Origin of the sequence: Psychromonas sp. KJ10-10 (genome assembly GCF_047323245.1) — a bacterium.
Classification (GTDB): Bacteria; Pseudomonadota; Gammaproteobacteria; order Enterobacterales; family Psychromonadaceae; genus Psychromonas.
The window spans coordinates 1473879-1497722 of sequence record NZ_CP178826.1 but is presented as its reverse complement, the minus strand read 5'-3'; the positions used below and the strand labels follow the sequence as shown (position 1 = coordinate 1497722).

At 35.9% G+C, this 23844-nt stretch carries 28 protein-coding genes and 2 pseudogenes; 12 read left to right on the top strand and 18 right to left on the bottom strand.

What is annotated here, in order from left to right:
- The first annotated feature begins 89 nt into the window (after positions 1-89).
- The 7 genes and pseudogenes from rsxD to ACLKMH_RS08545 all read left to right on the top strand — a co-directional run bounded on the left by rsxD (position 90) and on the right by ACLKMH_RS08545 (position 5029).
- Positions 90-1141 (top strand): annotated as a pseudogene (gene rsxD / locus ACLKMH_RS08575) (electron transport complex subunit RsxD).
- Complete coding sequence (gene rsxG, locus ACLKMH_RS08570; RefSeq protein ID WP_413701621.1) at positions 1141-1776, top strand: electron transport complex subunit RsxG; 636 nt, start codon at positions 1141-1143, stop codon at positions 1774-1776. The pseudogene rsxD and the gene rsxG overlap by 1 nt, the downstream one beginning before the upstream one ends.
- Positions 1773-2572, top strand: a pseudogene (locus tag ACLKMH_RS08565) (electron transport complex subunit E). The gene rsxG and the pseudogene ACLKMH_RS08565 overlap by 4 nt, the downstream one beginning before the upstream one ends.
- Before the next feature lie 9 nt (positions 2573-2581).
- Positions 2582-3217 (top strand): endonuclease III, encoded by a 636-nt coding sequence (gene nth, locus ACLKMH_RS08560; protein ID WP_413701620.1) that lies wholly within the window; start codon positions 2582-2584, stop codon positions 3215-3217.
- Positions 3218-3516: 299 nt separating this feature from the next.
- Positions 3517-3732, top strand: a complete 216-nt coding sequence (locus ACLKMH_RS08555; RefSeq protein WP_413701619.1) for a hypothetical protein — start codon at positions 3517-3519, stop codon at positions 3730-3732.
- Positions 3716-4168 (top strand): hypothetical protein, encoded by a 453-nt coding sequence (locus ACLKMH_RS08550; protein ID WP_413701618.1) that lies wholly within the window; start codon positions 3716-3718, stop codon positions 4166-4168. The genes ACLKMH_RS08555 and ACLKMH_RS08550 overlap by 17 nt, the downstream gene beginning before the upstream one ends.
- A gap of 216 nt (positions 4169-4384) precedes the next feature.
- Positions 4385-5029, top strand: a complete 645-nt coding sequence (locus ACLKMH_RS08545) for a hypothetical protein (RefSeq protein ID WP_413701617.1) — start codon at positions 4385-4387, stop codon at positions 5027-5029.
- Between the two features lie 516 nt (positions 5030-5545).
- Here ACLKMH_RS08545 and ACLKMH_RS08540 read toward each other — a convergent pair.
- Positions 5546-5776, bottom strand: coding sequence for a hypothetical protein (locus tag ACLKMH_RS08540; protein WP_413701616.1), 231 nt, complete (start codon positions 5774-5776; stop codon positions 5546-5548).
- Positions 5777-6365: 589 nt separating this feature from the next.
- A complete protein-coding gene (locus ACLKMH_RS08535; protein ID WP_413701615.1) occupies positions 6366-6827 on the bottom strand; it encodes a hypothetical protein in 462 nt (153 codons plus the stop codon).
- A 345-nt stretch (positions 6828-7172) separates the two neighbouring features.
- Between ACLKMH_RS08535 and ACLKMH_RS08530 the strand changes: the two genes are divergently transcribed.
- Positions 7173-7463 carry an SDR family NAD(P)-dependent oxidoreductase gene (locus ACLKMH_RS08530; RefSeq protein WP_413701614.1) on the top strand — a complete coding sequence of 97 codons (291 nt, stop codon included), beginning with the start codon at positions 7173-7175 and terminating at the stop codon, positions 7461-7463.
- Positions 7414-7860 carry an SDR family NAD(P)-dependent oxidoreductase gene (locus ACLKMH_RS08525; protein WP_413702291.1) on the top strand — a complete coding sequence of 149 codons (447 nt, stop codon included), beginning with the start codon at positions 7414-7416 and terminating at the stop codon, positions 7858-7860. Before ACLKMH_RS08530 ends, ACLKMH_RS08525 begins: the two co-directional genes overlap by 50 nt.
- Positions 7861-8091: 231 nt before the next feature.
- On the opposite strand, the gene ACLKMH_RS08520 is transcribed toward ACLKMH_RS08525, so the two are convergent.
- The 5 genes from ACLKMH_RS08520 to ACLKMH_RS08500 form a co-directional block, all read right to left on the bottom strand.
- Positions 8092-8442, bottom strand: a complete 351-nt coding sequence (locus tag ACLKMH_RS08520; protein WP_413701613.1) for a DUF3316 domain-containing protein — start codon at positions 8440-8442, stop codon at positions 8092-8094.
- 325 nt (positions 8443-8767) lie between these two features.
- The gene (locus tag ACLKMH_RS08515; protein ID WP_413701612.1) at positions 8768-9229 is read right to left on the bottom strand and encodes a LysE family translocator; all 462 of its coding nucleotides are present in this window, start codon (positions 9227-9229) and stop codon (positions 8768-8770) included.
- On the bottom strand, positions 9226-9384 hold the full coding sequence (locus ACLKMH_RS08510; RefSeq protein ID WP_413701611.1) for a hypothetical protein: 159 nt from the start codon (positions 9382-9384) through the stop codon (positions 9226-9228). The genes ACLKMH_RS08515 and ACLKMH_RS08510 overlap by 4 nt, the downstream gene beginning before the upstream one ends.
- A gap of 445 nt (positions 9385-9829) precedes the next feature.
- The gene (locus tag ACLKMH_RS08505) at positions 9830-10519 is read right to left on the bottom strand and encodes a hypothetical protein (protein ID WP_413701610.1); all 690 of its coding nucleotides are present in this window, start codon (positions 10517-10519) and stop codon (positions 9830-9832) included.
- A gap of 110 nt (positions 10520-10629) precedes the next feature.
- Complete coding sequence (locus ACLKMH_RS08500; RefSeq protein WP_413701609.1) at positions 10630-10863, bottom strand: hypothetical protein; 234 nt, start codon at positions 10861-10863, stop codon at positions 10630-10632.
- Between the two features lie 544 nt (positions 10864-11407).
- Here ACLKMH_RS08500 and ACLKMH_RS08495 point away from each other — a divergent pair.
- On the top strand, positions 11408-11554 hold the full coding sequence (locus tag ACLKMH_RS08495; RefSeq protein ID WP_413701608.1) for a hypothetical protein: 147 nt from the start codon (positions 11408-11410) through the stop codon (positions 11552-11554).
- 109 nt (positions 11555-11663) lie between these two features.
- Here ACLKMH_RS08495 and ACLKMH_RS08490 read toward each other — a convergent pair whose 3' ends face one another.
- The 3 genes from ACLKMH_RS08490 to ACLKMH_RS08480 all read right to left on the bottom strand — a co-directional run bounded on the left by ACLKMH_RS08490 (position 11664) and on the right by ACLKMH_RS08480 (position 14232).
- On the bottom strand, positions 11664-12590 hold the full coding sequence (locus ACLKMH_RS08490; RefSeq protein WP_413701607.1) for a glutaminase: 927 nt from the start codon (positions 12588-12590) through the stop codon (positions 11664-11666).
- Positions 12591-12755: 165 nt separating this feature from the next.
- Positions 12756-13064: a hypothetical protein gene (locus ACLKMH_RS08485; protein ID WP_413701606.1), complete on the bottom strand. Its 309-nt coding sequence runs from the start codon at positions 13062-13064 to the stop codon at positions 12756-12758.
- Positions 13027-14232 (bottom strand): FAD-dependent oxidoreductase, encoded by a 1206-nt coding sequence (locus ACLKMH_RS08480; protein ID WP_413701605.1) that lies wholly within the window; start codon positions 14230-14232, stop codon positions 13027-13029. The genes ACLKMH_RS08485 and ACLKMH_RS08480 overlap by 38 nt, the downstream gene beginning before the upstream one ends.
- A gap of 1080 nt (positions 14233-15312) precedes the next feature.
- Between ACLKMH_RS08480 and ACLKMH_RS08475 the strand changes: the two genes are divergently transcribed.
- Positions 15313-16119, top strand: coding sequence for a diguanylate cyclase (locus ACLKMH_RS08475; protein WP_413701604.1), 807 nt, complete (start codon positions 15313-15315; stop codon positions 16117-16119).
- Entirely contained in the window at positions 16104-16319 is a 216-nt protein-coding gene (locus ACLKMH_RS08470) for a hypothetical protein (protein WP_413701603.1), read from the top strand. The genes ACLKMH_RS08475 and ACLKMH_RS08470 overlap by 16 nt, the downstream gene beginning before the upstream one ends.
- Positions 16320-16557: 238 nt before the next feature.
- Here the strand turns inward: ACLKMH_RS08470 and ACLKMH_RS08465 are convergent, their stop codons facing one another.
- The 8 genes from ACLKMH_RS08465 to ACLKMH_RS08430 all read right to left on the bottom strand — a co-directional run bounded on the left by ACLKMH_RS08465 (position 16558) and on the right by ACLKMH_RS08430 (position 23797).
- The gene (locus tag ACLKMH_RS08465) at positions 16558-17286 is read right to left on the bottom strand and encodes an esterase family protein (protein WP_413701602.1); all 729 of its coding nucleotides are present in this window, start codon (positions 17284-17286) and stop codon (positions 16558-16560) included.
- The gene (locus ACLKMH_RS08460) at positions 17286-18194 is read right to left on the bottom strand and encodes an acetylxylan esterase (protein WP_413701601.1); all 909 of its coding nucleotides are present in this window, start codon (positions 18192-18194) and stop codon (positions 17286-17288) included. The genes ACLKMH_RS08465 and ACLKMH_RS08460 overlap by 1 nt, the downstream gene beginning before the upstream one ends.
- A 252-nt stretch (positions 18195-18446) precedes the next feature.
- Positions 18447-18839: a hypothetical protein gene (locus tag ACLKMH_RS08455; protein WP_413701600.1), complete on the bottom strand. Its 393-nt coding sequence runs from the start codon at positions 18837-18839 to the stop codon at positions 18447-18449.
- A 142-nt stretch (positions 18840-18981) separates the two neighbouring features.
- A complete protein-coding gene (locus ACLKMH_RS08450) occupies positions 18982-19470 on the bottom strand; it encodes a hypothetical protein (protein ID WP_413701599.1) in 489 nt (162 codons plus the stop codon).
- 159 nt (positions 19471-19629) lie between these two features.
- Complete coding sequence (locus tag ACLKMH_RS08445) at positions 19630-21087, bottom strand: DUF1566 domain-containing protein (protein WP_413701598.1); 1458 nt, start codon at positions 21085-21087, stop codon at positions 19630-19632.
- Positions 21088-21335: 248 nt separating this feature from the next.
- A complete protein-coding gene (locus ACLKMH_RS08440; RefSeq protein WP_413701597.1) occupies positions 21336-21824 on the bottom strand; it encodes a DUF1456 family protein in 489 nt (162 codons plus the stop codon).
- 61 nt (positions 21825-21885) lie between these two features.
- Positions 21886-23031, bottom strand: coding sequence for a DNA cytosine methyltransferase (locus ACLKMH_RS08435; protein WP_413701596.1), 1146 nt, complete (start codon positions 23029-23031; stop codon positions 21886-21888).
- A complete protein-coding gene (locus tag ACLKMH_RS08430; protein WP_413701595.1) occupies positions 23021-23797 on the bottom strand; it encodes a hypothetical protein in 777 nt (258 codons plus the stop codon). The genes ACLKMH_RS08435 and ACLKMH_RS08430 overlap by 11 nt, the downstream gene beginning before the upstream one ends.
- Between the last annotated feature and the right edge of the window lie 47 nt (positions 23798-23844).

Below are 23844 nucleotides of genomic sequence, written 5' to 3'. Positions count from 1 at the left end.
TTGCAGCAGACTGTTGCAAGAGCAAAGGCTAAAAAGGCAAGTGCAACAAAAGAAAGTACAGACAAAACAGAACACAAGGAACAGCAATAATGGCATTTATTAATGCAAGCTCACCGCATCAACGTACTCGACGCCGTAGTTCCCAAATTATGGCTTGGGTAATACTGTGTTTAATTCCGGGTGTGGCATTGCAAAGTTATTTTTTTGGGATTGCTAATATTTTACAAATTATATTAGCAATCATTGTTGCCCTAAGTGCCGAAGCAATTATCCTCAAACTGCGCAACCGCCCTATTATATATACCTTAAAAGATGGCAGTGCATTAGTCACTGGTATCTTGATTGCGATTTCTATTCCCCCCTTGCCCCTGGTGGATCATTGTTATTGGTACTGCTTTTGCGATCATTTTTGTAAAACAACTCTACGGCGGTTTAGGACAAAATATATTCAACCCAGCCATGGTCGCTTATGTTGTATTGGTGATTTCATTTCCAGTGCAAATGACTGGCTGGCTACCGATGCTAAGTTTACAGCCCTTTGAAATATCTTTTCTAGATCAAGTTAATACTATATTTACCGGTTATACACTTGATGGTTATAGTGTCGCACAACTCAGTACCAGTATTGATGGGTTATCAATGGCAACCCCACTTGATACTGTCAAAAATGATTTAAAAGCAGGATTCACCACCACAGAAATATTCGATAGTATTGCTTATCAAGCTTCTTCATCACAGGCTATTACATGGGTGAATTTAGGTTTTTTATTGGGTGGTATCATCTTATTGGCTAAACGTATTATCCTGTGGATGATCCCTGCAAGTTTCTTAGCTGGCATGGCATTATTTTCCTTTATTGCCTTTGCTTATCAACCTGATCTTAATGGTTCTCCCTTTTTCCACCTTTTATCGGGTGCAACTATGTTGGGTGCATTTTTTATTCTCACCGACCCAGTCAGTGCGGCAACAACGGTTAAGGGGCGCTTGATTTATGGCTTCTTAATTGCCTTTATTGTAGTCATCATCCGTAACATAGGCGGTTATCCTGATGCAGTAGCTTTTGCCGTTTCTGTTAGGAAATATGTGTGTACCATTAATCGATTATTATACACAGCCTAGAGTTTATGGAGGCAAAGCATAATGTTAGTAGCAATATCTCGAAATGGTTTCCTTTTAGCCGCTTTTGCCATCGTTTGTACCGTTGCTATTGCAACTATTAGTCAACTCACTAAACCACTCATTGCCAAACAAGAGCAAATAGCCTTGATTAATACCATTAATCAATTAATCCCCGCTGAAAGCTACGATAATGATATTTTTGCGAGCTGTTTTTTGGTTAATGATGATCTGCTTTTAGGTAAAGGGCAAACACAGAAAGTCTTTATTGCCACTAAGGGAAATAGTCCTGTAGCCGTCATGCTAGAGACCAGTACTTTTAAAGGTTATGCGGGTGAAATCAAGCTTGCAGTAGGCATATTTGAAAATGGCGAAGTCGCAGGCGTGCGTGTTATTCGTCATACAGAAACACCGGGCCTAGGCGATAAAATTCAAACCAATAAAACAGATTGGATCTATAGCTTTAATAATAAAACATACCAAAAGGCACAAGATGTTCGCTGGGAAGTTAAAAAGAATGGCGGTGATATCGATGCATTTACCGGCGCAACCATTACCCCACGCGCCGTTACACTTGCAGTAAAAGATGCACTTATTTACTTCACTGCAAACAAACAAAAACTATTTGCTCATCAAGCTGATTGTGGAGACTTAAAATGAAATCTGATAAACCACAAATAAATGAGAATACTGAAACTATCGATAAGGCTGATAATATCAATAGCGAAACGATTGAAAGTATTGATGAATCAAAAAATGATAGTGTTATTTATAAAGAGTTAACCTTGCAAGGGCTGTGGAAAAATAACCCAGGTATTGTCCAACTACTTGGTTTATGCCCCTTGCTAGCAGTGACAAATACCGTCACTAATGCACTTGGTTTAGCGATTGCAACATTATTAGTTTTAGTCGCTTCAAATACCTTAGTTTCATTGATTCGTCACCATGTACAAAAAGCAATACGCATTCCTATTTTTGTTATGATCATTGCTTCATTAGTTACCTGTGTACAATTATTAATGAATGCCTTTACCTATGAATTATATTTGTCGTTAGGTATTTTTATTCCTCTTATCGTAACCAACTGTATTATTATCGGTCGCGCTGAAGCCTTTGCCTCTAAAAACAGCGTAAAACTGGTCATGCCTTCGATGGTTTAATGATGGGGCTTGGCTTTGCGCCTGTCTTATTATTATTAGGCGCGATACGTGAAGTATTAGGTCAAGGAACTCTGTTTGATGGCATTGAAACTATGCTTGGCGACTGGGCGAGTTCACTAACCATTACCATTTATCATGCTGATACTAAGTTTCTATTAGTCGCATTACCTCCTGGTGCATTTCTTATAATGGGATTAATTATTGCTTTTAAAAATGCCGTTGATCATGGCATCGAAAAAAGCAATTTGAAAAAGAGTGCTAAAAATACAGCTCAAAAAACAGCTTCTATTGAATAAGGGTTAGATGTGAATAAACAAAAACGCCTAGAAATTTTAACGCGCTTACGTGATAACAACCCTAAGCCAGAGACAGAGCTAAACTTTAGTTCTCCCTTTGAGTTATTAGTAGCAGTTACCCTCTCAGCACAAGCCACCGATGTCAGTGTTAATAAAGCCACCGATAAATTATTTCCCGTGGCCAATACCCCAGAAGCAATTTATGCCTTAGGTGTTGATGGATTAAAAAGTTACATAAGAACCATAGGTTTATATAACAGCAAAGCCGAAAATGTTATCAAAGCCTGCAAGATGCTCATTGACCTTCATAATAGCGAAGTACCAGAAAATAGAGACGCACTAGTCGCCTTACCGGGTGTTGGCAGAAAAACCGCTAATGTGGTGTTAAACACCGCCTTTGGTTGGCCAACAATCGCCGTTGATACACATATTTTTAGAGTCTCTAACCGTACTAAACTTGCCATGGGAAAAAACGTCGATTTAGTCGAAGCAAAGTTATTAAAGGTGATCCCAGCCGAATTTAAAGTAGATGTACATCATTGGCTTATCCTGCATGGCCGTTATACCTGTGTCGCCAGAAAACCAAGATGTGGAAGCTGTATAATCGAAGACCTTTGCGAGTTTAAAGACAAAACTGAAGATTAAACACCTTATTTTCAGCGAAACTACAGAAATTTTTTAATAAATATCGACATAAGTAAAGATTTAGACGAGGAAATTTAGTCATCTAAATCTATTAACTTTTCTACCTAAATTAGTTCCCTTTTGCTAAATAATAAGGCAAGTCGCTAGCGCTCCAAGCAAGGTAAAAATCAAAAAATACTTCCTGAGAATCACAGATTTTATCGAAGTTACTCTTTTCAGTATAAGGTACTATACTTATTCAATTCCCTAATTAATTTAAATGTATTTGAATACTAACCTGCTTACATTGGTCTATTTTTATGAAAAAGAATAAATCTTTTTTAATTTTTACAATCGCAATGTTAATAGGCTTTCCTGCTCTAGCAAGGGAATGTTTATCAATGCATGTGATCGATTTTCCTCCCGCAGGTTTTAAAAATAAGTCCGGAGAATTAACAGGTATTCATACAGAGTTCATTGAAGCGCTTGAAGAACGATCTGGAATTTGTATAGAAAAAAATGATGCCTTATTCTAGAGCATTAAAGAATTTAAAAGAGGGTATACATGATGCCGGAATTTTAAACCCTTCCTCCGATTTAGATTTTTATGAAAATGTTCAATATATTGCAAAAATAATTACCCTAAAAACGATCATTATTCCTAAAAAAGGACTTAGCCTAAATAGCCGTGAAAGTTTAAAAAACATTACTATCGGTAAAATTCGAGGCACGCCTTTAGGTGACTCCTTCGATGAAGATAAATATAAAATTCTTGAGTTTACAAGTTATGGCCATGGCGTAAGTATGCTTAAAAGAGGTCGCATTGACGCATTAGCAGGCAATGCAGGCGGTATGAATGTGATTGGAAAGTTTAACTTGAATCATTATTTCAATGTGCCAGATAAATTCATTTTAGGAGAGAGAGAACTTTGGCTGGTTTTTCTAAAAACTCGAATCATGTTGATAAAATAGAGACCGTAAAAACAGCCTCACAAGCATTAGTAAATGAGGGGTTTGTTGAACTTATTTTCGAAAAGTTTTTAGGGAAAGATTGGAAATTATTAAATGAATAGGCTCCTAAAATATTCGGAATTATTTATCGGCACATTTTAAGCATATAACTCTTTGGTAAGGATTTGTATTTTTCATCAACTAGTAATAGAGCGTTTAAACAACCTTAGGAAGTAAATGAAAAATCTAAATATATTAATATGTCTCATAATATTAGTCGCAAATATTAAACCCGTATTCGCTTCACAGAAACTAATATTTACATCAATTGAAAATTCATCTTTTACAAATTTTGCTATGTCAGTTTTAACTGAAGCATATCAGAGAATTGGCTATAAAATTGGAAATAAACCTATGCCGGCCAAAAGAACATTATTTATGGCCAATACAGGAGTTGGCATTGATGGTGAATTATTCAGAATTGAAGGTATTGAAAATGAATACACAAATTTACTCCCAATTATTGTTCCGTTACATCAATCTAAATGGATGGTACTTACAAAAAACAAAAAAATTGAAGTAAATGGTTGGGATAGTTTACAGCAATATAAAATAGGTATTCGAAGAGGTGTATCAACAACAAAAGAAGGAACTAAAGGTTTTGATATACAAGTTGTAAATTCAAATATACAACTATTTGAGCTTTTAGAAAGAGACAGAGTTGACGCAATCATTATATCTAAGGGAAACGCAAATAAGGTACTAAATGATTTAAATATTACAGGAGTTCAAATGATGGAACCACCAGTCCATATTAATAATGTTTACCATTTTATACACAAAAAAATAAACATTTGGCTCCACATATTTATGCGACATTAAAAGATATGCAGGATACTGGTTTAATTGAGGAGATAAAAAATAAAAATCAATTTGTCCAGTAAATCATTTGCCACCACAGAAGCTTTACCATGCAACTAAAGATAATATTTATAAGTATTCAGTAGATAATTTAGTTTATACGCTTGCTAATAAATATCCTAAAAAGACTAAGTCGTCAGACCTCAATTCCAAGCAGAATAGTAACTTATAACCGCCACAATTCCGATAAACCGATGATCAATTAGAGCTGGTCGAGAGCATATTTCTGAAATTAATTTCTATAAAATTTGGGGCACAAAGTGCCCCATAAAAACGCCCTATTAGTCTCTAAGTGAATAGCTAGAATCATTGCACAACCGATGATTAAACAAGTCTCTTAGACGTATTTATTGAACTTATTCACCATCATCGATTTCATAAGACAATGATGCATGAACAACACCGTTATAAACGAATTGACCGTCAGAGTTCATTTTCTCTGATACCGTGACATACGAATCATTTTCCATAGCCACATTATTTGCTGATAGATTCTATAGAAAACTTACGTAATAAATCAGTTGAGCTAGTCGCTTGTAAGTTATTCAATTCACTAAGCCCCTGTTTAAAGGCTACGTCTTTGGTGCTAGCATCAGCTGTTATTACGATTTGGTTTGAATAAGACATCTCATCTGCAAAGGTTTGCGTGCTTAACACTGCCATAGTTGATATAGCAGACGCGATTAAAAGTTTTTTAGTAAATTTCATATTGTTACCCTTTTTAATAGTTTGATTGCACTAGACTCTGTATGGAGACTATCCCAGTCTCGTTTCGATAGGGTGATTAAAACAAGCAGAGTTGTCAGAGTTTTGTCTCAAAAGGGTTGATTTGTAATAAAGTGTGTCAATATTGGCGATTGCCATACTTTGATACATTTGAGCAGTAAAAGTATCGAATTTTAAATAAATTAAGTAATTAAGCTAAAAAGAGAAAAGTTCAGAACCAAAAGCAAACTGAAACTCGCCACTGTAACGATCTAATGGTAAGTTAATAGAAGTAGGAATAACGTTATCTAATGGGCATTTGCTAGCTCAATATTGAAGTATAGACCTAGCAAATTAGAATCTTTCCTTTATTTCTGCTTTGCTTGCTGTAGAGCTTGCTCGATATCTGTCATTAAATGACGTTTAGACTCATGAAGATATAAATAAAAGTGTTTTGAAAATAAAGGCTTGTCTAGGCACTTCTTAAGTTTAATGCCTGTTTGCTCTGAATAATACTCGATAACAGATTGATTATGAACGGTATAATCAGCTCGCCCGCGTTGTAAAATCTCTAGTATATGAGCTATGCTAGCTACTTCTTCATAGCCAACTTTAGATCTTGGGTAAACGATGCTTTCAAAAAAACAACCCCTCTAGTTCCAACAGGTTTAAATTGAGCAAATGCATCCCAATCTTCCATACAGTTATTCTCAGCGAGGATCCAAACATCATAATCAAACTGTCCTACTGATACATCAACACGCTCTAAATTAGGGAACTTTGATTCAATAACAGGATGACGATAAAATTCGCCGTCTATGTAACCCACAGAAGCAAGCTTAAGACTACGTTTGGCAGGTAGATAACGAAACTCGATTTTATTCCCACTAGCTTTAACTGCATCTTTTACCCATTCCGCGACTTTTAACATGCCTGGATCATGAACATCATTTCTGATGCCAATAATCAATGTCTCACTGTGCAATGAAAAGGAAAAAAGAATAAAAAGATAACCGCTACTACACGTCGTATAAAGATCATAACTAAGTACCACCTTCATTCACCTTGAGTCATTTTAGGTTTTAAACAAAAAATATAACATACTTACATTAGCTCTGTATGTAAGCAAAACGTGTTTTTAAGACGAGGTAGTACTTTCAACTTAACTTATTACAGCTGTTATTATCGCATTGCCTTTCTAGTCAGTAGTATAGTGCAATTTCACTTGTTTCTGCATTTCCACTCGATTAAGTTTTGTGGGTTTTCTAAAATTTAGTCATACTGACTCTTTTACATATGGTTTGTTATTGTTATTAAAAAAGGTTGACCTTGGTGGTAACCTGCAGCCTAACAAAAATACATACGAAACAAATAGTTATGTAATTTCTAAGGAATCACTATGAGCGTCATATTTATCACAGGAGCAAACCGAGGAATAGGCTTAAGTCTCACTCAACTTTATTTGCGGGCTGGGCACACAGTCTATGCCACATACCGGAACGAAGGATCTTCAAGATCCCTTTTAGCTCTAAAAACAAAACACAGCAATCTTTCCTGTATAGAACTTGATGTAACAGATTATGCTTTAATTCAAGAAATAGGAAGCTCCATCGACAGTATTGATTTGTTGATTAACAACGCTGGTTATTACGGCCCAAAAGGTTACAACTTGGGGAACCATAGATGTTGATGAGTGGCGTAAAGTATTTGAAATCAACACGATCGCGCCTTTAAAGTTGGTAGAAAAACTTCTAAGACCTCTTAGTCAGGGGCAAACCAAAAAGATTGCATGTCTATCATCAAAAGTTGGTAGCATAGCAGAGAACACATCTGGTGGTGGATATATCTACCGCTCTTCAAAAGTCGCACTAAACTCGGTGGTAAAAAGCTTAAGCAACGACTTAACTCCCCAAGGCTTTACCGTTCTCGCGCTTCATCCTGGCTGGGTGAAAACAGAGATGGGAGGCCCTAACGCACTGATTGATACTCTTACATCAGCTCAAGGTCTGATGAAAGTGATCGAAGATAGCGATCAGTCCATGAGCGGTCATTTCATTAACTATGACGGTTCAGCTATCCCATGGTAATCTTGTGTTAGGTTATATCATTTCCGAAGCTGAAGACTAACTAGTCACCGCTACAATTGAGATAAATCTATGACGACTTAAAGATAACTGTGGCATTTTTGCAGACATAAATTTTCTATATGACTTGGGGCACAAAGTGCCCCATAAAACGCCTATTAGAGGGTAAATGAATAGATAGAATCCCTACACAATTAGATGATTAAATAACTGTATTAGGCGTATTTATTGAATTTACTCACCACCATCGCTTTCATAAGACAATGAGGCATGAACAACACCATTATAAACGTATTGACCGTCAGAGCTCATTTTCTTTGTTACAGTGACATATGCACCATTTTCCACTGCCACATTATTTGCTGACATATCTAAGGAAAACTGATGTAATAAATCAGTTGAACTAGCCGCTTGTAAGTTATTCAATTCACTAAGACCTTGCTCAAAGGCTACGTCTTTGGTGCTGGCATCAGCTGTTATTACGGTTTGGTTTGAATAAGACATCTCATCTGCAAAAGCTTGCGTGCTTAACACTGCCATTGTGGATATAGCGGATGCGATTAAAAGTGTTTTAGTAAATTTCATATTGATACCCTTATTAATTGTTTAATTACACTAGGCTCAGTATGGAGTCTGTGCCAGTTCGTTCGATAGGATTATTAGAACAAACATACTTGTCTAAGTTTTGTCTAAAAAGGGTTGATTTGTAATAGAGTGTGTCAATATTGCCGGTTGCCATAGTTTGATACATTTGAGCAGTGAAAGTATGGAAATTTAATTAAACTAAAATCAAAGGTAAGCTGAACTGAACATAGTCGCTGTAATCCATTTAGTGTTAAGTTACATGCGGATTTAGCTCAAAAGCAGTTTCCAACATTTTATTTAAAAAATTGAAAACTTAGGCTAGGATTTATTTGCTTGTGGTCGCCAACCCAACTCCAAATAACATATAAAAACTACCACTTACTTTTCCTATAATTCGACTACCTTTCGGTGACGATAGCTTCGACTTTGCGACCATCGAGAACAGGCCATACAGGCTATGAATAATAACCATAAGAACACAAAATGTAACAGATAGAAGAATGAATTGAGATAAGTAGCTTTTATCGTGATCAATAAATTGTGGAAACAACGCCATAAAAAAGAAGATGGTTTTAGGATTGGTCATTGTAATCAGAAAACCTTGCCTAAATTTTAACAGATGACCTTGTGTCGCTTGAGCTTTACTTGGATCCATTTTTGAAGAAGATGAATGCCACTGCTTGATTCCCAGATAGATGAGATAACCCGCACCAACAAATTTGAGGATGGTAAATGCAACCGCTGATGTAGCTAAAATAATGGAAAGACTTGTCGCTGATAATGTCATGCGACACACAACACCCCTATCGCTAAACCTAAAATACTTGGGATTGCACCAACCACCCCATATCTAAGAGCATTTGTAATCGACAAAATGACTCCTGGTCCAGGGCTTGCGATTGTTGCACATGATATAGCAACATATAATAAATACTGCTCCATACTAATCTCTTTAAGTATACAAATGATACTTATTAAAATACATGACATACGCCTTATTTAAAATACATACTCACGATATTCTTTCTTATTTATAAAATCAATGTGTTGGAAATAATCATGAAATGGTACTGCAGTTTTCATTATTGAATAAATAGGATCAGCTTTAAGGCACAATGTAACAAATTGCAAACCAGAACCCCAAATTAGGGAATAACGCCATAGCCATTTATTAAGTGTTACTCGTATAGAAACATATTTTGTTATTGTCTAAATCTCTTACGTAAGCAGAATGCATATTAGAACGTATTCTAGGCTCTCCCTCACTCATACCTCCTAAGTCAATAGACTTTTTATGTAATCGGTTAACTTCCTCGATTGAATCGACATGGACACCATCAAAAAATGCAAGAAGTCTACTTAAAATATTTTATTGGGTAGCAAGCCTTTACTGGTCGTGACCTCTCAGGTCTATAGGCCAAGTACCTACCACCTCTTTACCTCTTATCAGATAAAATTTATCAAACAAATTGACTGTTGGGTCGCAATGAGAAGAGACTAGTTCCAAAACCGATCCAAGCGAAGGAAGCTTTGCATTATCTGCACTCGTTATCTTGCCATATTCATCACCAAACCAGTCGTATTCGAGCGATAAATTGTCGGGTACCATCACTTGAGGGCTTCCTCCATCTTTGTATAACGTCTTCATTCCAGCATCTACAGTTACAAAATCATCATGGTTGTCACTAACAACAGTGGTCAGTAGTCGCAAGGCTGGCTCAAACGAGGTAAAACGGTCATGATTATCAGCCGAGCCAATTTCAAGATACTCAGTATCCATACATACATAGGAACCAACCTGATGATCTGATATCTCAGGGACTGTTATATCAATATCAAAGGTTCCTGTGCCAGAAGCACTAAAAATGGTACAGGTTGACACTGTTGCCTTAAGCTTTCGAAAGATATGCACAGCATCTTGCAAACACTGTAGGGAGGTTTGCTTTCTTATATCATAAGGGTGAATATGTTGGACATGTCCCGCATAGGCTTGAACCCCGCAAAGGCACAAGCTTGGGCAGGCCACAATTTTCTCAGCTAGGGCTAATGCGTCTTGTGGCTTCTCTCCGGTTCTCATGCATACCAATATCCAGATCAAGCAACACATTAATAGACAAACCTTTTGGAGCCAATGTCGCATCAAGTAATTCAATGTTACAAGAATGCTCAACAACAACCATTAGAGAATTATCCTTGGTGATAAGATCTCATAAGCCTTTCTACTTTGCGCGGTGTCGCCAACGCTCCAGTAATCAGGATATTATCAAGACCAGCCTTCACCAAGGCTTCAGCTTCAGAGACTTTTGTAACACAAACACCGACAGCACCCGATTCGACTTGCTTATGAGCGAGCATTGAACACTTGTGAGTCTTAATATGAGGCCGTAAATCTTTTCCCGCCTCTCTAGCTAAGGCTTGCATCTTCTCAAGGTTTCCTCAAGAATATCCATATCCAGTACTAAACAGGGAGTGTCGAGATCATGTTTATATTTTTCTGTAGTACTCATTTTATTTCCTTCACTCCATTTTTTTCATAGGAGATATGTTTATTTATAGCCAGTATAAAAGGGTAGCTTATAATTTTTAGAGTGATTTAAACTGATTTACAACTTCAAAAACTGAAAATCGAGTATGTAGGTTATTCTTGTCGCCCACAACAGTTTACTTATACCGTGAACACCTTTATGAAGCGAAATGACCATAGTTTTAAAGCTAATCGACTATTGCCCACAAAATCTATATAAGAGCCCCTAGAAAATGCAAACAACTAAATTCATATTGCTCAAAATAGAGTGAGTGAACTTACAAGTCATTGGACATGACAACCTATACGCATTAGGTGATATTGCAACTGTGGGGAAGCCAAATTGGGTTACCTTGCTCAGAAACAAGGTGGATACTTGGCGAAATCGATAGTCAGAAAATTGAACAATAAAAAGTTAAAGGATATAAACGCAACCCACTAATGGCACTCATTCCTACAGGCCAAAAAAGTGGTGTTATTCAATTACCTTTTGCTGTAACAACCTTTAAACCACTCATTAATATGAAACAAAAAGATCTATTTATAAGCAAGGTCTACAGTGGCTTTGGCACTTCGGTAACATCATAGCCACTACTGTTTCGATTTTTAGCTGAAGTTATTTATAATAATTAGCGGGTCTATTTAACATATTAAATTTGCTTATTTCTTTGTGCAAATTTTGCCTTAAACTAAAAAATCAAAATATTGAGCATTTTGTTTTAGAGGTTAAGGCTTCAAGCACCTTCATTCCTTTGTAGGAATTACCTTTTTTATTTAATTTAGGGCTCCACACGGCAATACAAAACTTTCCAGGATGAATTGCCACAATGCCACCACCTACACCACTCTTACCAGGTAAACCGACTTTAAAAGCGAATTCACCAGCTTCATCATAAAACCCGCACATTAACATAACAGAGTTTATTCTTTTGGTGCGAGATAAACTAATAACTCTCTGATTAGTTATAGGATTTACACCACCATAAGCGAGAAACATAAACGTTTGAGTCAACTCTTTACAGCTCATTTCAATTGAGCAAAGATAAAAATATAAGTCTAAAACAACATCGACATCATTATGAATATTGCCAAAATCTTTCATTAAATTAATCAAAGCATGATTTCTATAACCACATTTCTTTTCTGACTCTGCTATTTTTGAAGAGTAATTAACACTACCAATTCCAGATGACTTTCTAATAAAATCAAGCAATTGTTTTTTAGGGTTATCTAAACAGGTGACCAAAATATCACATACAACAATCGCGCCTGCATTAATGAATGGATTACGAGGAATACCATGTTCATACTCTAGCTGTACCAAAGAGTTAAAAGGAGAACCTGAAGGTTCAACACCAACACGAGTCCATAAGTCTCTGCCCATAATTTTCAATGCTAATGTTAATGACAATACTTTAGCAACACTTTGAATTGAAAAAAGCTCATCAGAGTCACCAAATGAATAGTTCTGACTATCAACGGTAGCTAAATGTATTCCAAGCTTACTAGGATTAACTTTCCCTAACTCTGGAATATAAGTAGCAATTTTACCGAGATCATCAACCTCTGAGAATTCAGATGAAATTTCAAAAAATATTTTTTCGTAATCTATTTTATTAATCATTTATTCATCGTTCCAGGTATTTACTCAGCTTCAGAGGTTATAAAAAATTTAAGTGTTAATATAAATTTTACTGCATTAAATATCCGTCAATATTATTGAATTAAATAACACATATGTTTTATGCATAAAATGAACATATGAATAAAACAATTTTTATGGGTTTTATTAAGCACAACTCATGTTTAATTCTACCTGATTAAAGCTTTGTTTGATATTTCGATAAGCTAGTCCACTCGGATAACCACGTTGTTTGGTGTAGGTTAAAGCACGTTGAGTAATTGCTTCATCACTAATAGAATTTGTAATTGCAAACTCTCTACAACCTTGAAGCGACTTATTAACATAGCCTAATGAAATTAGCTGTTTTGTTATTTCATCTGCGCAGGTTAATACTGAAGAAGCTTTCACTATTTCACAACGAGCATAATTATTATTTTCAAATGAAACACCTGCGGCCGCGAAGGCTTGCATCATCACCCGGTATTTGCTGTGCGCCAAATAATGGCACATCGGTTACTTTTGCCTGTGAGAAACTTGGGATAAATTCTGCCATATGCTCAATAGCTCGCTCTGTACGAAGTTTAACTTCATCGAAAGACCAACCTTTATAGATTTTATCTAAAAAAGGTTGTCCTAACTTAGGTTGCGCACTGTTTTTATCATTGGCAATCAGCCCATCATCAAACAAAGTAATTTTTTCAGTCATGCCATGTAGTTGGATCACGTTATCTGGATAAGGTGTAAACTGTGCCATGCCATGAGGAGTTCCGCGCTCACCGTGGAAAATAACTTCAGGCCAATAGCTACTCGTTCCATCCCATTGCGTTACATAAGCGACCTTGAACTCAACAATACGTTGCTTGTGAAAACCTGCCGCATCATCTATTTCACCGCTTTTAAAACCAGCGGCATTAATTATGTAATCGAAATATTCAAAGGCTTCTTGTTGGTCTTTCTCAAAAGACACTTTCCAGCCTTTATCTTCTGTATGCGTTAGTTTATTAACTTTAGTATTCAGCAGAATGTTACTTTTTGGGTTCTTTTCTAATGACAATGCAAGACTAGCTCCTAATCGGAATACATTCCAGCCAAATTCTTGAACCAGTACTAAGGGAAATTTAAGAGTGGATAAATCCACATGCTTAGCAATCGGTATCATCCACTCTTCCGGAGTACTCGGTACTGCGACTTCATCCAACCTTGCTAATGCTTGCATCTCTTGTAATTCAAATAAGCGGTAATAATCCCAGCGCGCGCCGAGCACTTCATTATTAGCATCTTGTTGAATAAGTTGTTCATATTCATGTGTTAGCATTTTTAAACGAGGTAATAATGCAAGTGCATCGCCACTGTCTCTTTTAGGCACAGCAATCACTGTCGGGCGGTAATCAATAGAGTCAGGAAATAACCTTAGCGTGTCGATAGACTCTTTTAGTAAGGTGACACACTGTTTATCGGATATTTCACGATATAAGTTACCACCAGCGTGTAAATGACAGATAGGAGGACCATTAACTAAGCTTGTTCCTTTTTCAAACAAACTAACTTGAAGCCCTATTTCACTTAAGTATAAAGCAACAGAAGCGCCTGCTATGCCACCACCTATGATCGCAATTTTTTTACTTTTGTGTGAATTTTCCATGTTATTTATCAGCCCTACTAAAATTGATTCTTGGTTTGGTTAATCTTCTATTGATTCATTTTCATTAATTGGCCCAAAAAAGAAATGATACTGAATAATGTGCAGTTTATGCCTCTAATTCAAATAAATCATAGATACTCAATTTATTACGGTGAGAATATAAAATTAGTTCATTTATTTGTTCAATTTTTTAATTTTTTAATTTTTCTTGCAAAGAATAAATCCAACTCAGATTCAATAATCATTGTTTCGGTAATGCTACTTCCGCAAAACAGGATACGTAGAGTTCAAATTAAATTTTAAAAGTATACTAGTATTAGTATGAACCATGATTTGGTTGCCAATGTGAAAAATAATACATACCCGTTTCCATTAAATTTACGATGCTATTTTTTGCAATTTCACTGGATTTAAAATGCTAAATAAAGCCAAATAATATGAAAACAAAAATCACTCTATTTACACTATATGCACTGTCTCTTTTTTTACTAATATCAGTACGATAAATGCGCAGTCTTATGTAAAGCTTAATAGCACCGATAACATTGAATTAAATGAACATAACCTATGGATACAAGCGGACTCATTAGATAATTCCCCTAGCTTCCCCGTATTAAATCAATTATATAAAGATGGTAAACCAATAAAATCAACATTTGGTGGTAATGGTGCTTATGTAACAAAGATAAAATTAAGCAATACCAAAGGAGAAAGTGATACTTGGTTTGTTAATGTTAATGCCGTTTATTTAGATATAGGAAGTGCTTATTGGCAACCCGAAAATGGAGAAGCCAAAGCATTAGAAGACTTTGGTCAAATAACAAGTAGCGCGCCAAGATTCGCTCATTCACAAGTATTTTCATTACCATTAGAGAATAAAGAAACTGGTACGCTTTGGATTTATGTACAAGCCAAAACTTTCGCAAAACCTGTTCTAATCAAGTTTTATAATAAAGAGCAGTTCTACCGTAATCAGTTTGTTATAAACTCTCTTAACTCAATATCATTTACCGTCATGATAACCTTGGCTTTAATCGCTTTCTTCATATATATCAGAACGAAATATTTAGTTACATTGGCATGTACGGGTTATATAGGCATACAGGGTTTAGGTTGGTTTGCTCTGCATCAGGAAGCTTAGGTTACCTATTCAACGTACCGGGTATTAACCTTGTTTATAGTGGTATAATGTTGTTCCCTTTTGTTGTCACATCTGCCTGCCAATTCACTAAATTGTTATTTAACTGTGAATCAGAATATCCTAAGTTGTCAAAAGTATTAAACCTCTTATCAATAATCAGTTTGATGTTAGGCATTTTAATGCTCTTTTTACCCTTCACAATCAGCCACTTAATATCACATATTATTGCAGTAATATGGATCCCACTTTGTATAGGTACCGGAATATTTATGCAATCAAAAAAAGATTATAGGGCAAAATATTATTTACTCGGTAACCTTATATACGGCATAGCGTTAGCTGGATATGTATTAACGAATTTCTATAAAATTGGTTGGGACATTTCGACTGAACTTATTGTAGAAATAGCATTAACCATTGATTGTATGTGTATTCTTCTTTGTTTAACTAAATGGATGCAAATACAACAAAAAGAGTTTAATCGCAGTTATGTTATTTCACGTATCGATCCATTAACTAAAATCGGCAATCGTTTTGCTCAAAATGAAAAGCTGAATAGTTTAACCGGGCACTATTGCATCACTTTTATTGACCTTGATAATTTTAAAAAGATTAATGATAAATTCGGTCACGATGAAGGAGATAGATTTTTAGTCGAAACAGCTAATTTAATGAAAGCAAATTTAAAGGGAATAGGATCTATATTTCGTTGCGGTGGAGATGAGTTTATTTGGGTAGTTCTATAGAACATAAACAAGAATCTGAAGCTCTATTAATCAAGTTGTCTAATATTCTGCTAAAAACTGAGCAAGACTTACGTGAAATAGGATGGAAAGAAGCTGGTCTTAGTTTTGGAATTGCAACGAGTTTTGAAACCCTAAATCAATCTGAGTGCTTATCCTTAGCTGACCAACGTATGTACAAGTACAAACAAGAACGTAAATAACCTCAGTTCTGGATAAGCAAAACTAACAGCTCTGCATTATATATTTTTTAAGTTATTGAAATTTAATGTTATTTCGCTTCCATTATCCAGAGCTGAGGTTAAATAGATATTATTGAATTCAAATAATATCGAAAGGCAGATTGCTATTATGCCAATTACGGATATTTAACGTTCAAATATTACGCTGAAAGAAGAAGCCTAGGTTGTCCTAAGCTAACCACTTAAAATAAACCTTAGGCTACAAATACAGCGGTAACATCTTGCGCCAATAACGCCCTCTGTGTGCCCTTCCATCCCACTCATACATTCGATGCTCGACTCCTTTTTGATTAAGTATTTCACTAATTAAATGGTTGTTTTCTAAAAAAGGATCTTCCTTACCAATAGTAAATACAATGTCGCTATTTTGAATTTCTCGGAGTTGTTCGGAGTTAGTGATACTTTTCAAAAAATGGGAAGGTGTATGGAAATAAATATCTTCATTATAGTAGCCATCAAAGAGGTCAGTAAAAGACTCTACTCCCCAAGTCAGATCATATCGCCCAGAGAAAGCGACCAACTTTTGGAATAAGTGAGGATGACGAAAAAATATATTTGCGACCTGATAAGCCCCTAAGGAACAACCATGGGAAATGGTGCAGGGATGAGAATTCATACGTGACATTAATGGTATGACTTCTTGCAGAATATATTCCTCATATTGCATATGGCGTTGAATTCGCCCATGAGGATGTGCCCAAAAGCAGTACATACTTTCACTATCTATACTGTCTATACAATACAGTTGAACGTGGCCATCGTTGATTTTATCGGCGATAGAATCAATCAAGCCTAAGCTTTCATGTTCATAAAATCGACCATCTCGAGTGGGAAATACCAACACCTTTGCACCTGCGTGGCCAAATATGAGAAATTCCATATTTCGGTTAAGATTAGGGCTCCACCATTTATGGTACTCACGATGCATTATTTACTCCTAATAATTAAAAAATCTTCAACTTGTTGCCTTAATTCAGAACGCTGTTTGCCTTCGCCCCGATAAATAAAATGCCCAGCGTTAAGTACAAATAACGTTTTATTTCCTTTACAAGCATTGTAAGCACTAAATTGACCTGGAGGTGCAACATATGGGTCGAATAACGCTAGCCCCCAATGCGTAGGTCGAGTCAAGTATTTAGTCGCACTTGATGTATCAAAATAACTTAAAGTGGTATGCAGGTCTTTATTGTCAGAATGATCAATGAGTGCCTGAGTACTGCCAACCGTTGGCATGTTCATACGTAGCTCGGTATTACCAAAAGTAGGCACGTGGAAATGACTACGCTGAATACGCTCATCAAATGCACTCGCAAAGATGCTTAATCCTCCTCCAAAACTACTACCAATGAGACCAATTCTTTCTTTTATATTGGGGAACAAGGTTAATAATGCGGAAATACCACACCAAATATCCTGCACACAACCGCCAAGCACGTATTGATGTTTGTCTTGGATATTATGTAAAACATGCCAGTAAGGATCACTAGAAATTGGCGGATGTGCACTACGACCAATGCCTCGCAAACATGGGATTAATATAGCCGTGTTATTTAGTTTCCAACTTGTATCTGGTTGTTCTAGACCACCATAACCGTGAGCCCAAACAACACCTGATTCAACCTTACCCTTTGTTGGTAAAAGCAACCATCCACCAATACGGACCCCATCATTTGAGGTATAATAACAATCGAAAACGCGCCAATGATTATGTACTTTCCCTGTGTCTTGGAGACTGAGAAACGGGTTTACTTGCAAAGCTTGTTCATATTTTTGTTGCCAGAACTCAGCAAAATCATCCGGAGCTATGCTCGCATCAACTTTTTTAAGTTGTTCCAAGTTGTATCCATACGTTGGGTCAAAATCGTATTCATGTTTAAAATTAACGGTCATATTCATCTTCGTTATTTTGCTAGCCAGATTAAAGGTTTTATATTACAGAGTTATTAAAGGGTATCAATATTAATGCCTGCTAGGTTTCATTTTTGGAGGAAAACAATAAGGATATTGGTTTCTGGGAAAACCTTAAAATGTGAATGACAGGTAATTATTTAGCGACAACAGAATAAGTTAAATTATTAACAGTTATTATTATTCGGCAAGTTTAGTTTTCATCCAAATGTCGGCATCAGTAACGTTATCGAAAAAGCCACAGGTTTCATCAGCTTTAGCGCACAATTCAGAAAAATGCAGTTTACCAAAATAAGGAGCAGTCGAGTCGCTCAAAATAAATGCTGTTGCGATACGCCCATGTTTTTTATCTTCTATTATTTGTTCAACAAGCAATTCAGCCGCATCTGGGGTGTGAACAGGATCGCCGTGTATGATAGCAATAATACCCCACTTAACCTTCCCGCGTATTTCTAACATCAGCTCAGCATTAGCAAACGAGATCTTCATCGCTTCCATATTCCATGGTCCACAACCTTCAACAGTTAATATATTACCATCTAGATTTAAACTAAAAATACCATGATCATTCATATTAAGAGGCTCCTATTAAGAAACATTAAATATCAGTCTATCATGCTGATTAAAGTATTCAGTGATTGTGTCTACTATTTAATATTCCCCTCCACCCTTTATAAGACGGGAAGATAAATCGAAAACAATAGCTCAGTCCGATTTATAGGCATCCTTCTATGTATTGCACTTCAGGGTAGCGACCTAATCTATATTGCCCAACAACATCAAATTCAGTTTCAAATATAAGTCCATTTCCCGATGGTAAAGTCACTTCTAAATACTCGCCTGCTTCGCCTAAATATTCATGGGGTTGGCTTTTTACTTTCTGATAGGTTTTAAGCACATCTTGTTTACTCGAGCCGATACCAATATTGTTTTGAGTGAAGATATTTGCTTGTTTATCAAAAACATCAAAGCGCACCACGGTGTCATCGATAATCATAATATATAAGTCTGTATTCTCTTCAGGGTGATGCAAATAATAACAATCTGAATCTTCTTCCCTATCAATTAAAAAGTGAGGAAGTAGACTTAAGGCTTTATCTACGGGCATACCAATCACAACACCACGATAGTCATTATTAGTAAGATTAGTTGAGGACACACAGGCGGTTAAAAATATCATCACTGTGAAAAATAACGTTTTCATGTTCCACCTCATCTAAAAACTTATTTAATGATTTATCTATTTGAAGAAATGATAGTAACGATGCCACACAAAAAGATCACAAGCAAACAAGAAGCTAAAAGAGTGTAGATGATTGCAGTATCTACACTCATAATAGCTAAGGCGTTAATTTTAATTCAATTAATCAATATCTCGCACTAATCGCACATAATTATAAATGCGTACACTATCGAGTTGAGGGCCTGAACCACCAGAATAATCTATACCATCCCAACTTTTAGGATCACTTCTTTGTGCGCCTGCGCCATGAACGTCAATCCAAGTTGCCGAATCTTCGTCATAACCAAGCGCTTTCCCGAAAGCAACATAAGCGCCTGCACTTCCATAATCCGTATCGCCATAACTGTCACCATCGGTCGCATGTGTAGTGCTACTCCAGTAAAGGCCATAGTCATCATCGCTATTTTCATCTGTGATCACAGTGATATTAAATACATCGTTTATAACGGCGTAATCCGTTGCGACTAATTCTTCTGTATATTCCACTAAGCTATGTAATTCTTTAATATTTGGTAAACGCCAATCGCTATAACCTAGGTAAGCAATATCATTCATATTATTTACATAGGTAAATGCATCCTGCCAAAGCATTGCACCTGCCAAGTCAGTATCATCAGCAACAAGCAAGCCATCATTATCCGCATCAGTCCAATCAAGCAAGGTATAATCAAATCCAGTTGCTTCTGTGACAACTCCTGTTGTTGCATCATAATCAGAGCCACTATCGGACTGCGCCCACATCAGGTTAGTTGCATTATCCGTGATAGTATTATCACCGTTATCGACGAAATCATTAGTCGCATAATCTGTATTGCTTCGCATGCACAAAACAAAATAGGTTTTATCACCCGTGAAGAATTCCTCTGTATACCCTTTTATTCGACCATCTGCGAAGTTAACACCAAACATCATTTCAGTGCCTTGACCATTATAAAACTTAGAGGTTGTCGCATATTGTGAGTCAATAATACGTTCATCAACAGTACTTCCGTAAGCAAAATCAAACACGCTATTATCAATAAAAGGCGTTAAGGTATCCGTATAGTCTGTTGTGGGATCAGTGCCCTGGAAGTTCATTAAAGAATACAGCTGTTTGATATTAGGAAGTTGCCAATCTGTGTATCCAGCATAATCAAGAGAGTCGCAATAACTCAGTGCATCGTCAGAAGACATTTTATCCGCACTAGTAATATCATCATCACCTGTCATTTCAGGGCTTTGAGTCCAAATTATACCAGTGACATTATCAGTCACGGTTTCATCTCCATCGCTACTGATATTGACAGTGTAGCTCTGTGAACTACCGTTAATTATTTGCGCATCTTGCTCATAAAAATCTTCGCTTGATGAAGATGGGCAACTGATTTCCTCATTATTGTCATAACAAATTGTTTGCGCTGAATCAGCAATCGCATATGAAGCAGATGCTGTGGAAGTTGAACTCGAACTTGAACTGCTATCAGTAGAATCTGAATCATCATCAGTGCTAGAACTATCACAGGCGCCTAACATTAAACTGAGCATGATAATGCTTGCTTTACTTAATTTTGAACTACTTAAATTGTCGATAACTTTCATTATTATTCCTCTATTTATACCTTATACCAAATTCACTTTAAATGAATGGCATAAAACACATTAGTTTTTATTATCAACAATCATAAAATTTAAATGTGTAAGAAGGATGCATAACTGTGTAAGAACAATGAAGATGATTTGACAGAGTGAAGTATCAGAATAAAACATGATTTAGCACAATATTGAGATAAAAACGAAAAAGCCAAACAAATGTTTGGCTTTTAGGTAAGATTTAAATTTTACAATGCTTAAGCGTTAGATTCTGAATCAGTGCCACGAAAACGTTTTGTAATGCCATTTAAAAAGTTACGTAATAACTGGTCGCCACATTCTTTATAGTTGCGGTGATCTTTTTTACGAAATAGCGCTGAAAGCTCAGATTTAGAAACAGGAAACTCAGCAGAGCTTAACGCATCTAACATATCTTGTTCTTTAAAGTTTAATGCGATACGTAATTTACGTAGAATATCATTGTTACTTAAAATAGCTTTAGCTGGCAGAATAACTGGGCTAGAACCTTCTTTTTTACCACGTTTTTCATTAATTAAACCATCTAAAAATAAAGACAAAAGACTATCTCGGCAAAAAACAAAGTTCTCTTCACCTTCTTTTTTCATGATACTGTGTAAGTAGTTTTCATCAATTGCATTATCAACTGAAGCAAAAATTTCTAGCATTTTCTTATCGTTAAGTTGAAGCGCATAACGTACACGTCGTAAAACATCATTTGTGATCATAGAGTCTCTTAATTATTAAAGGTAAAATTGAATCGATTATACAGCCTATTTGTCAACTCTGCTAATCACAAGCTTGTAAAACCTCAAGTAGTTCATTAGCGATTAAGGTAATCAAATCTACTGAAACAGCGTTGCCAGCTTGCTTATAAAGTTGCCCATTAGCCATTTTCCCTGGCAATGAATAGCCATTGCCAACGGGAAAACCTTGCAACTTAAAGGTTTCTGCTGGCGTTAGTTTACGCACCCCATCTTTGACCTTAATCAGTGCGACATTGTGTCCACCTGTACCCATATTAGCTGTTAAGGTAGGACAAACACCATTCGCATTTTTACGCACATACATGCCACGACGGACTTGATAAAACTCAAACTCATCGGTGATTTGTTCTGTAATATTAATGCGTTCTTTTTTACGTTTATCAGCTGGTAAGTGGTTATATTGCGCTTCACTTAAAAAGTAATTAGGGTACTTATTGCTAGTATAATAATAAGCCTGTAATTGTTGTTTATCTTTTTCCAAATCAAGAACCTGACTTATATTCTCTTTTAGCGCTTCATCACTATGTTTTAATTTGTAATCATCAAGTCGTTCAAACATAGTAAACCTGTCTGCATCGGACTGATTTAAAAAACAAACGATAAAAAGTCGCTCTCTATTTTGCGGTAAATTTGTGAATTCTTTAGTATTTAAAACAGCTTCTTTAATGATATAACCCGTTTTTTCTAGCTCAGATTTAATAACTTGGTAAGTACGTCCTTTATCATGCCCGTGTAAGTTTTTAACATTCTCTAAAAACAAAATACGTGGTTTATGAGCGCTTTCATCTAGATCATTTACTAAATCAATAATACTGTAAAAAAGGTTACCACGATGATCGTCAAAACCTTTACGACCACCTGCAATACTAAAAGCTTGACAAGGAAATCCTCCGGTTAAAATATCAACTGGCTCAGATAATATTTTTGCTTTTTTGTTTTCGTAAACTAAACGTAAGTCTTCGTTTTCTTCTCTCTCAGGACGAACAATTTTTTCAATATCCCCGGCAATTAAAGGGTGTTCGAAATTATGTTGATATGTTCTTGTGGCATTCTCATCTATTTCATTTGCCCAAACTAATTGATAACCACCTTGATTATTTTTAGCATTTTTAAATCCTAAACAAACACCACCGACGCCGGCAAATAAACTGCCTACTTTATAATTCATTCTTCATTTCCGAAATTAATTTTTCAAGACTGCGTAAATCACCACTTTGAACATAATAATTATCTGCATCCATTTTTATTCTGTTATTTAACAAGGCACCTTGAGGTAAACGTTGTTGATCTGTAATTAGGCTCATTAAATCTTTATGGCTTAAGTAACCAGGAATATCAAAGTGCCACTCTTGTTTTGTTATTAACTCAAACAAAAAGCCTTTTTCAACATCATCTGCATATAATAATTGCTTTGATCGTAATAACGTTTCTCCATCTGGCTTTATTCTCACTAAAATAAAATAATCAAAATGACTTGTTTTTTGGTTATTTTGATTAGGTTTATAATGACCTAATTTATCCCAATCTTTGCATTCAAGTAACAACAAATCACCATAAAACTTGGTCGACTTTATAGAGAAACATTTATTCTTAAGTTTTAAGTCACAATCATCCCATTCTGACAAGCCATAAATATCAAAATCAGGGAGTGATAATTGCTGAAAAAGCGAATGATTAAATTGATAAAAGTAATTATACACGGCAAGTTCAGATAACTTCCCCTGCAGTGCATTAATAAAAACTTCACCATTTTTACGATGATGATGACCACCACTGCGATGGTCTCGATGTGCCCCTTGCTTTGCAAAACTCATTGCATAAGCAAAGTCAAAAACACCTTTGACTGTTTGACTTCGGAAAGCGGGAAACCAATCGACATAACCTCTTTTATAATTAACTGAATAATTATTACCATCTTGGGTTAGTCGGTGCATTTTCCCACTCCTTTCTAGCTAACCAAAATATATCTATTGAACACTTA

What these genes read in the sequence shown, in the direction of transcription:
- rsxG (WP_413701621.1), top strand. Translation starts at nt 1,141, where the DNA reads ATGTTAGTAGCAATATCTCGAAATGGTTTCCTTTTAGCCGCTTTTGCC.
- ACLKMH_RS08555 (WP_413701619.1), top strand. Translation starts at nt 3,517, where the DNA reads ATGAAAAAGAATAAATCTTTTTTAATTTTTACAATCGCAATGTTAATA.
- ACLKMH_RS08550 (WP_413701618.1), top strand. Translation starts at nt 3,716, where the DNA reads ATGATGCCTTATTCTAGAGCATTAAAGAATTTAAAAGAGGGTATACAT.
- ACLKMH_RS08545 (WP_413701617.1), top strand. Translation starts at nt 4,385, where the DNA reads ATGAAAAATCTAAATATATTAATATGTCTCATAATATTAGTCGCAAAT.
- ACLKMH_RS08540 (WP_413701616.1), bottom strand. Translation starts at nt 5,776, where the DNA reads ATGAAATTTACTAAAAAACTTTTAATCGCGTCTGCTATATCAACTATG.
- ACLKMH_RS08530 (WP_413701614.1), top strand. Translation starts at nt 7,173, where the DNA reads ATGAGCGTCATATTTATCACAGGAGCAAACCGAGGAATAGGCTTAAGT.
- ACLKMH_RS08520 (WP_413701613.1), bottom strand. Translation starts at nt 8,442, where the DNA reads ATGAAATTTACTAAAACACTTTTAATCGCATCCGCTATATCCACAATG.
- ACLKMH_RS08515 (WP_413701612.1), bottom strand. Translation starts at nt 9,229, where the DNA reads ATGACATTATCAGCGACAAGTCTTTCCATTATTTTAGCTACATCAGCG.
- ACLKMH_RS08510 (WP_413701611.1), bottom strand. Translation starts at nt 9,384, where the DNA reads ATGGAGCAGTATTTATTATATGTTGCTATATCATGTGCAACAATCGCA.
- ACLKMH_RS08505 (WP_413701610.1), bottom strand. Translation starts at nt 10,519, where the DNA reads ATGAGAACCGGAGAGAAGCCACAAGACGCATTAGCCCTAGCTGAGAAA.
- ACLKMH_RS08500 (WP_413701609.1), bottom strand. Translation starts at nt 10,863, where the DNA reads ATGCAAGCCTTAGCTAGAGAGGCGGGAAAAGATTTACGGCCTCATATT.
- ACLKMH_RS08495 (WP_413701608.1), top strand. Translation starts at nt 11,408, where the DNA reads ATGGCACTCATTCCTACAGGCCAAAAAAGTGGTGTTATTCAATTACCT.
- ACLKMH_RS08490 (WP_413701607.1), bottom strand. Translation starts at nt 12,590, where the DNA reads ATGATTAATAAAATAGATTACGAAAAAATATTTTTTGAAATTTCATCT.
- ACLKMH_RS08485 (WP_413701606.1), bottom strand. Translation starts at nt 13,064, where the DNA reads ATGATGCAAGCCTTCGCGGCCGCAGGTGTTTCATTTGAAAATAATAAT.
- ACLKMH_RS08480 (WP_413701605.1), bottom strand. Translation starts at nt 14,232, where the DNA reads ATGGAAAATTCACACAAAAGTAAAAAAATTGCGATCATAGGTGGTGGC.
- ACLKMH_RS08475 (WP_413701604.1), top strand. Translation starts at nt 15,313, where the DNA reads ATGTACGGGTTATATAGGCATACAGGGTTTAGGTTGGTTTGCTCTGCA.
- ACLKMH_RS08465 (WP_413701602.1), bottom strand. Translation starts at nt 17,286, where the DNA reads ATGCATCGTGAGTACCATAAATGGTGGAGCCCTAATCTTAACCGAAAT.
- ACLKMH_RS08455 (WP_413701600.1), bottom strand. Translation starts at nt 18,839, where the DNA reads ATGAATGATCATGGTATTTTTAGTTTAAATCTAGATGGTAATATATTA.
- ACLKMH_RS08450 (WP_413701599.1), bottom strand. Translation starts at nt 19,470, where the DNA reads ATGAAAACGTTATTTTTCACAGTGATGATATTTTTAACCGCCTGTGTG.
- ACLKMH_RS08445 (WP_413701598.1), bottom strand. Translation starts at nt 21,087, where the DNA reads ATGAAAGTTATCGACAATTTAAGTAGTTCAAAATTAAGTAAAGCAAGC.
- ACLKMH_RS08440 (WP_413701597.1), bottom strand. Translation starts at nt 21,824, where the DNA reads ATGATCACAAATGATGTTTTACGACGTGTACGTTATGCGCTTCAACTT.
- ACLKMH_RS08435 (WP_413701596.1), bottom strand. Translation starts at nt 23,031, where the DNA reads ATGAATTATAAAGTAGGCAGTTTATTTGCCGGCGTCGGTGGTGTTTGT.
- ACLKMH_RS08430 (WP_413701595.1), bottom strand. Translation starts at nt 23,797, where the DNA reads ATGCACCGACTAACCCAAGATGGTAATAATTATTCAGTTAATTATAAA.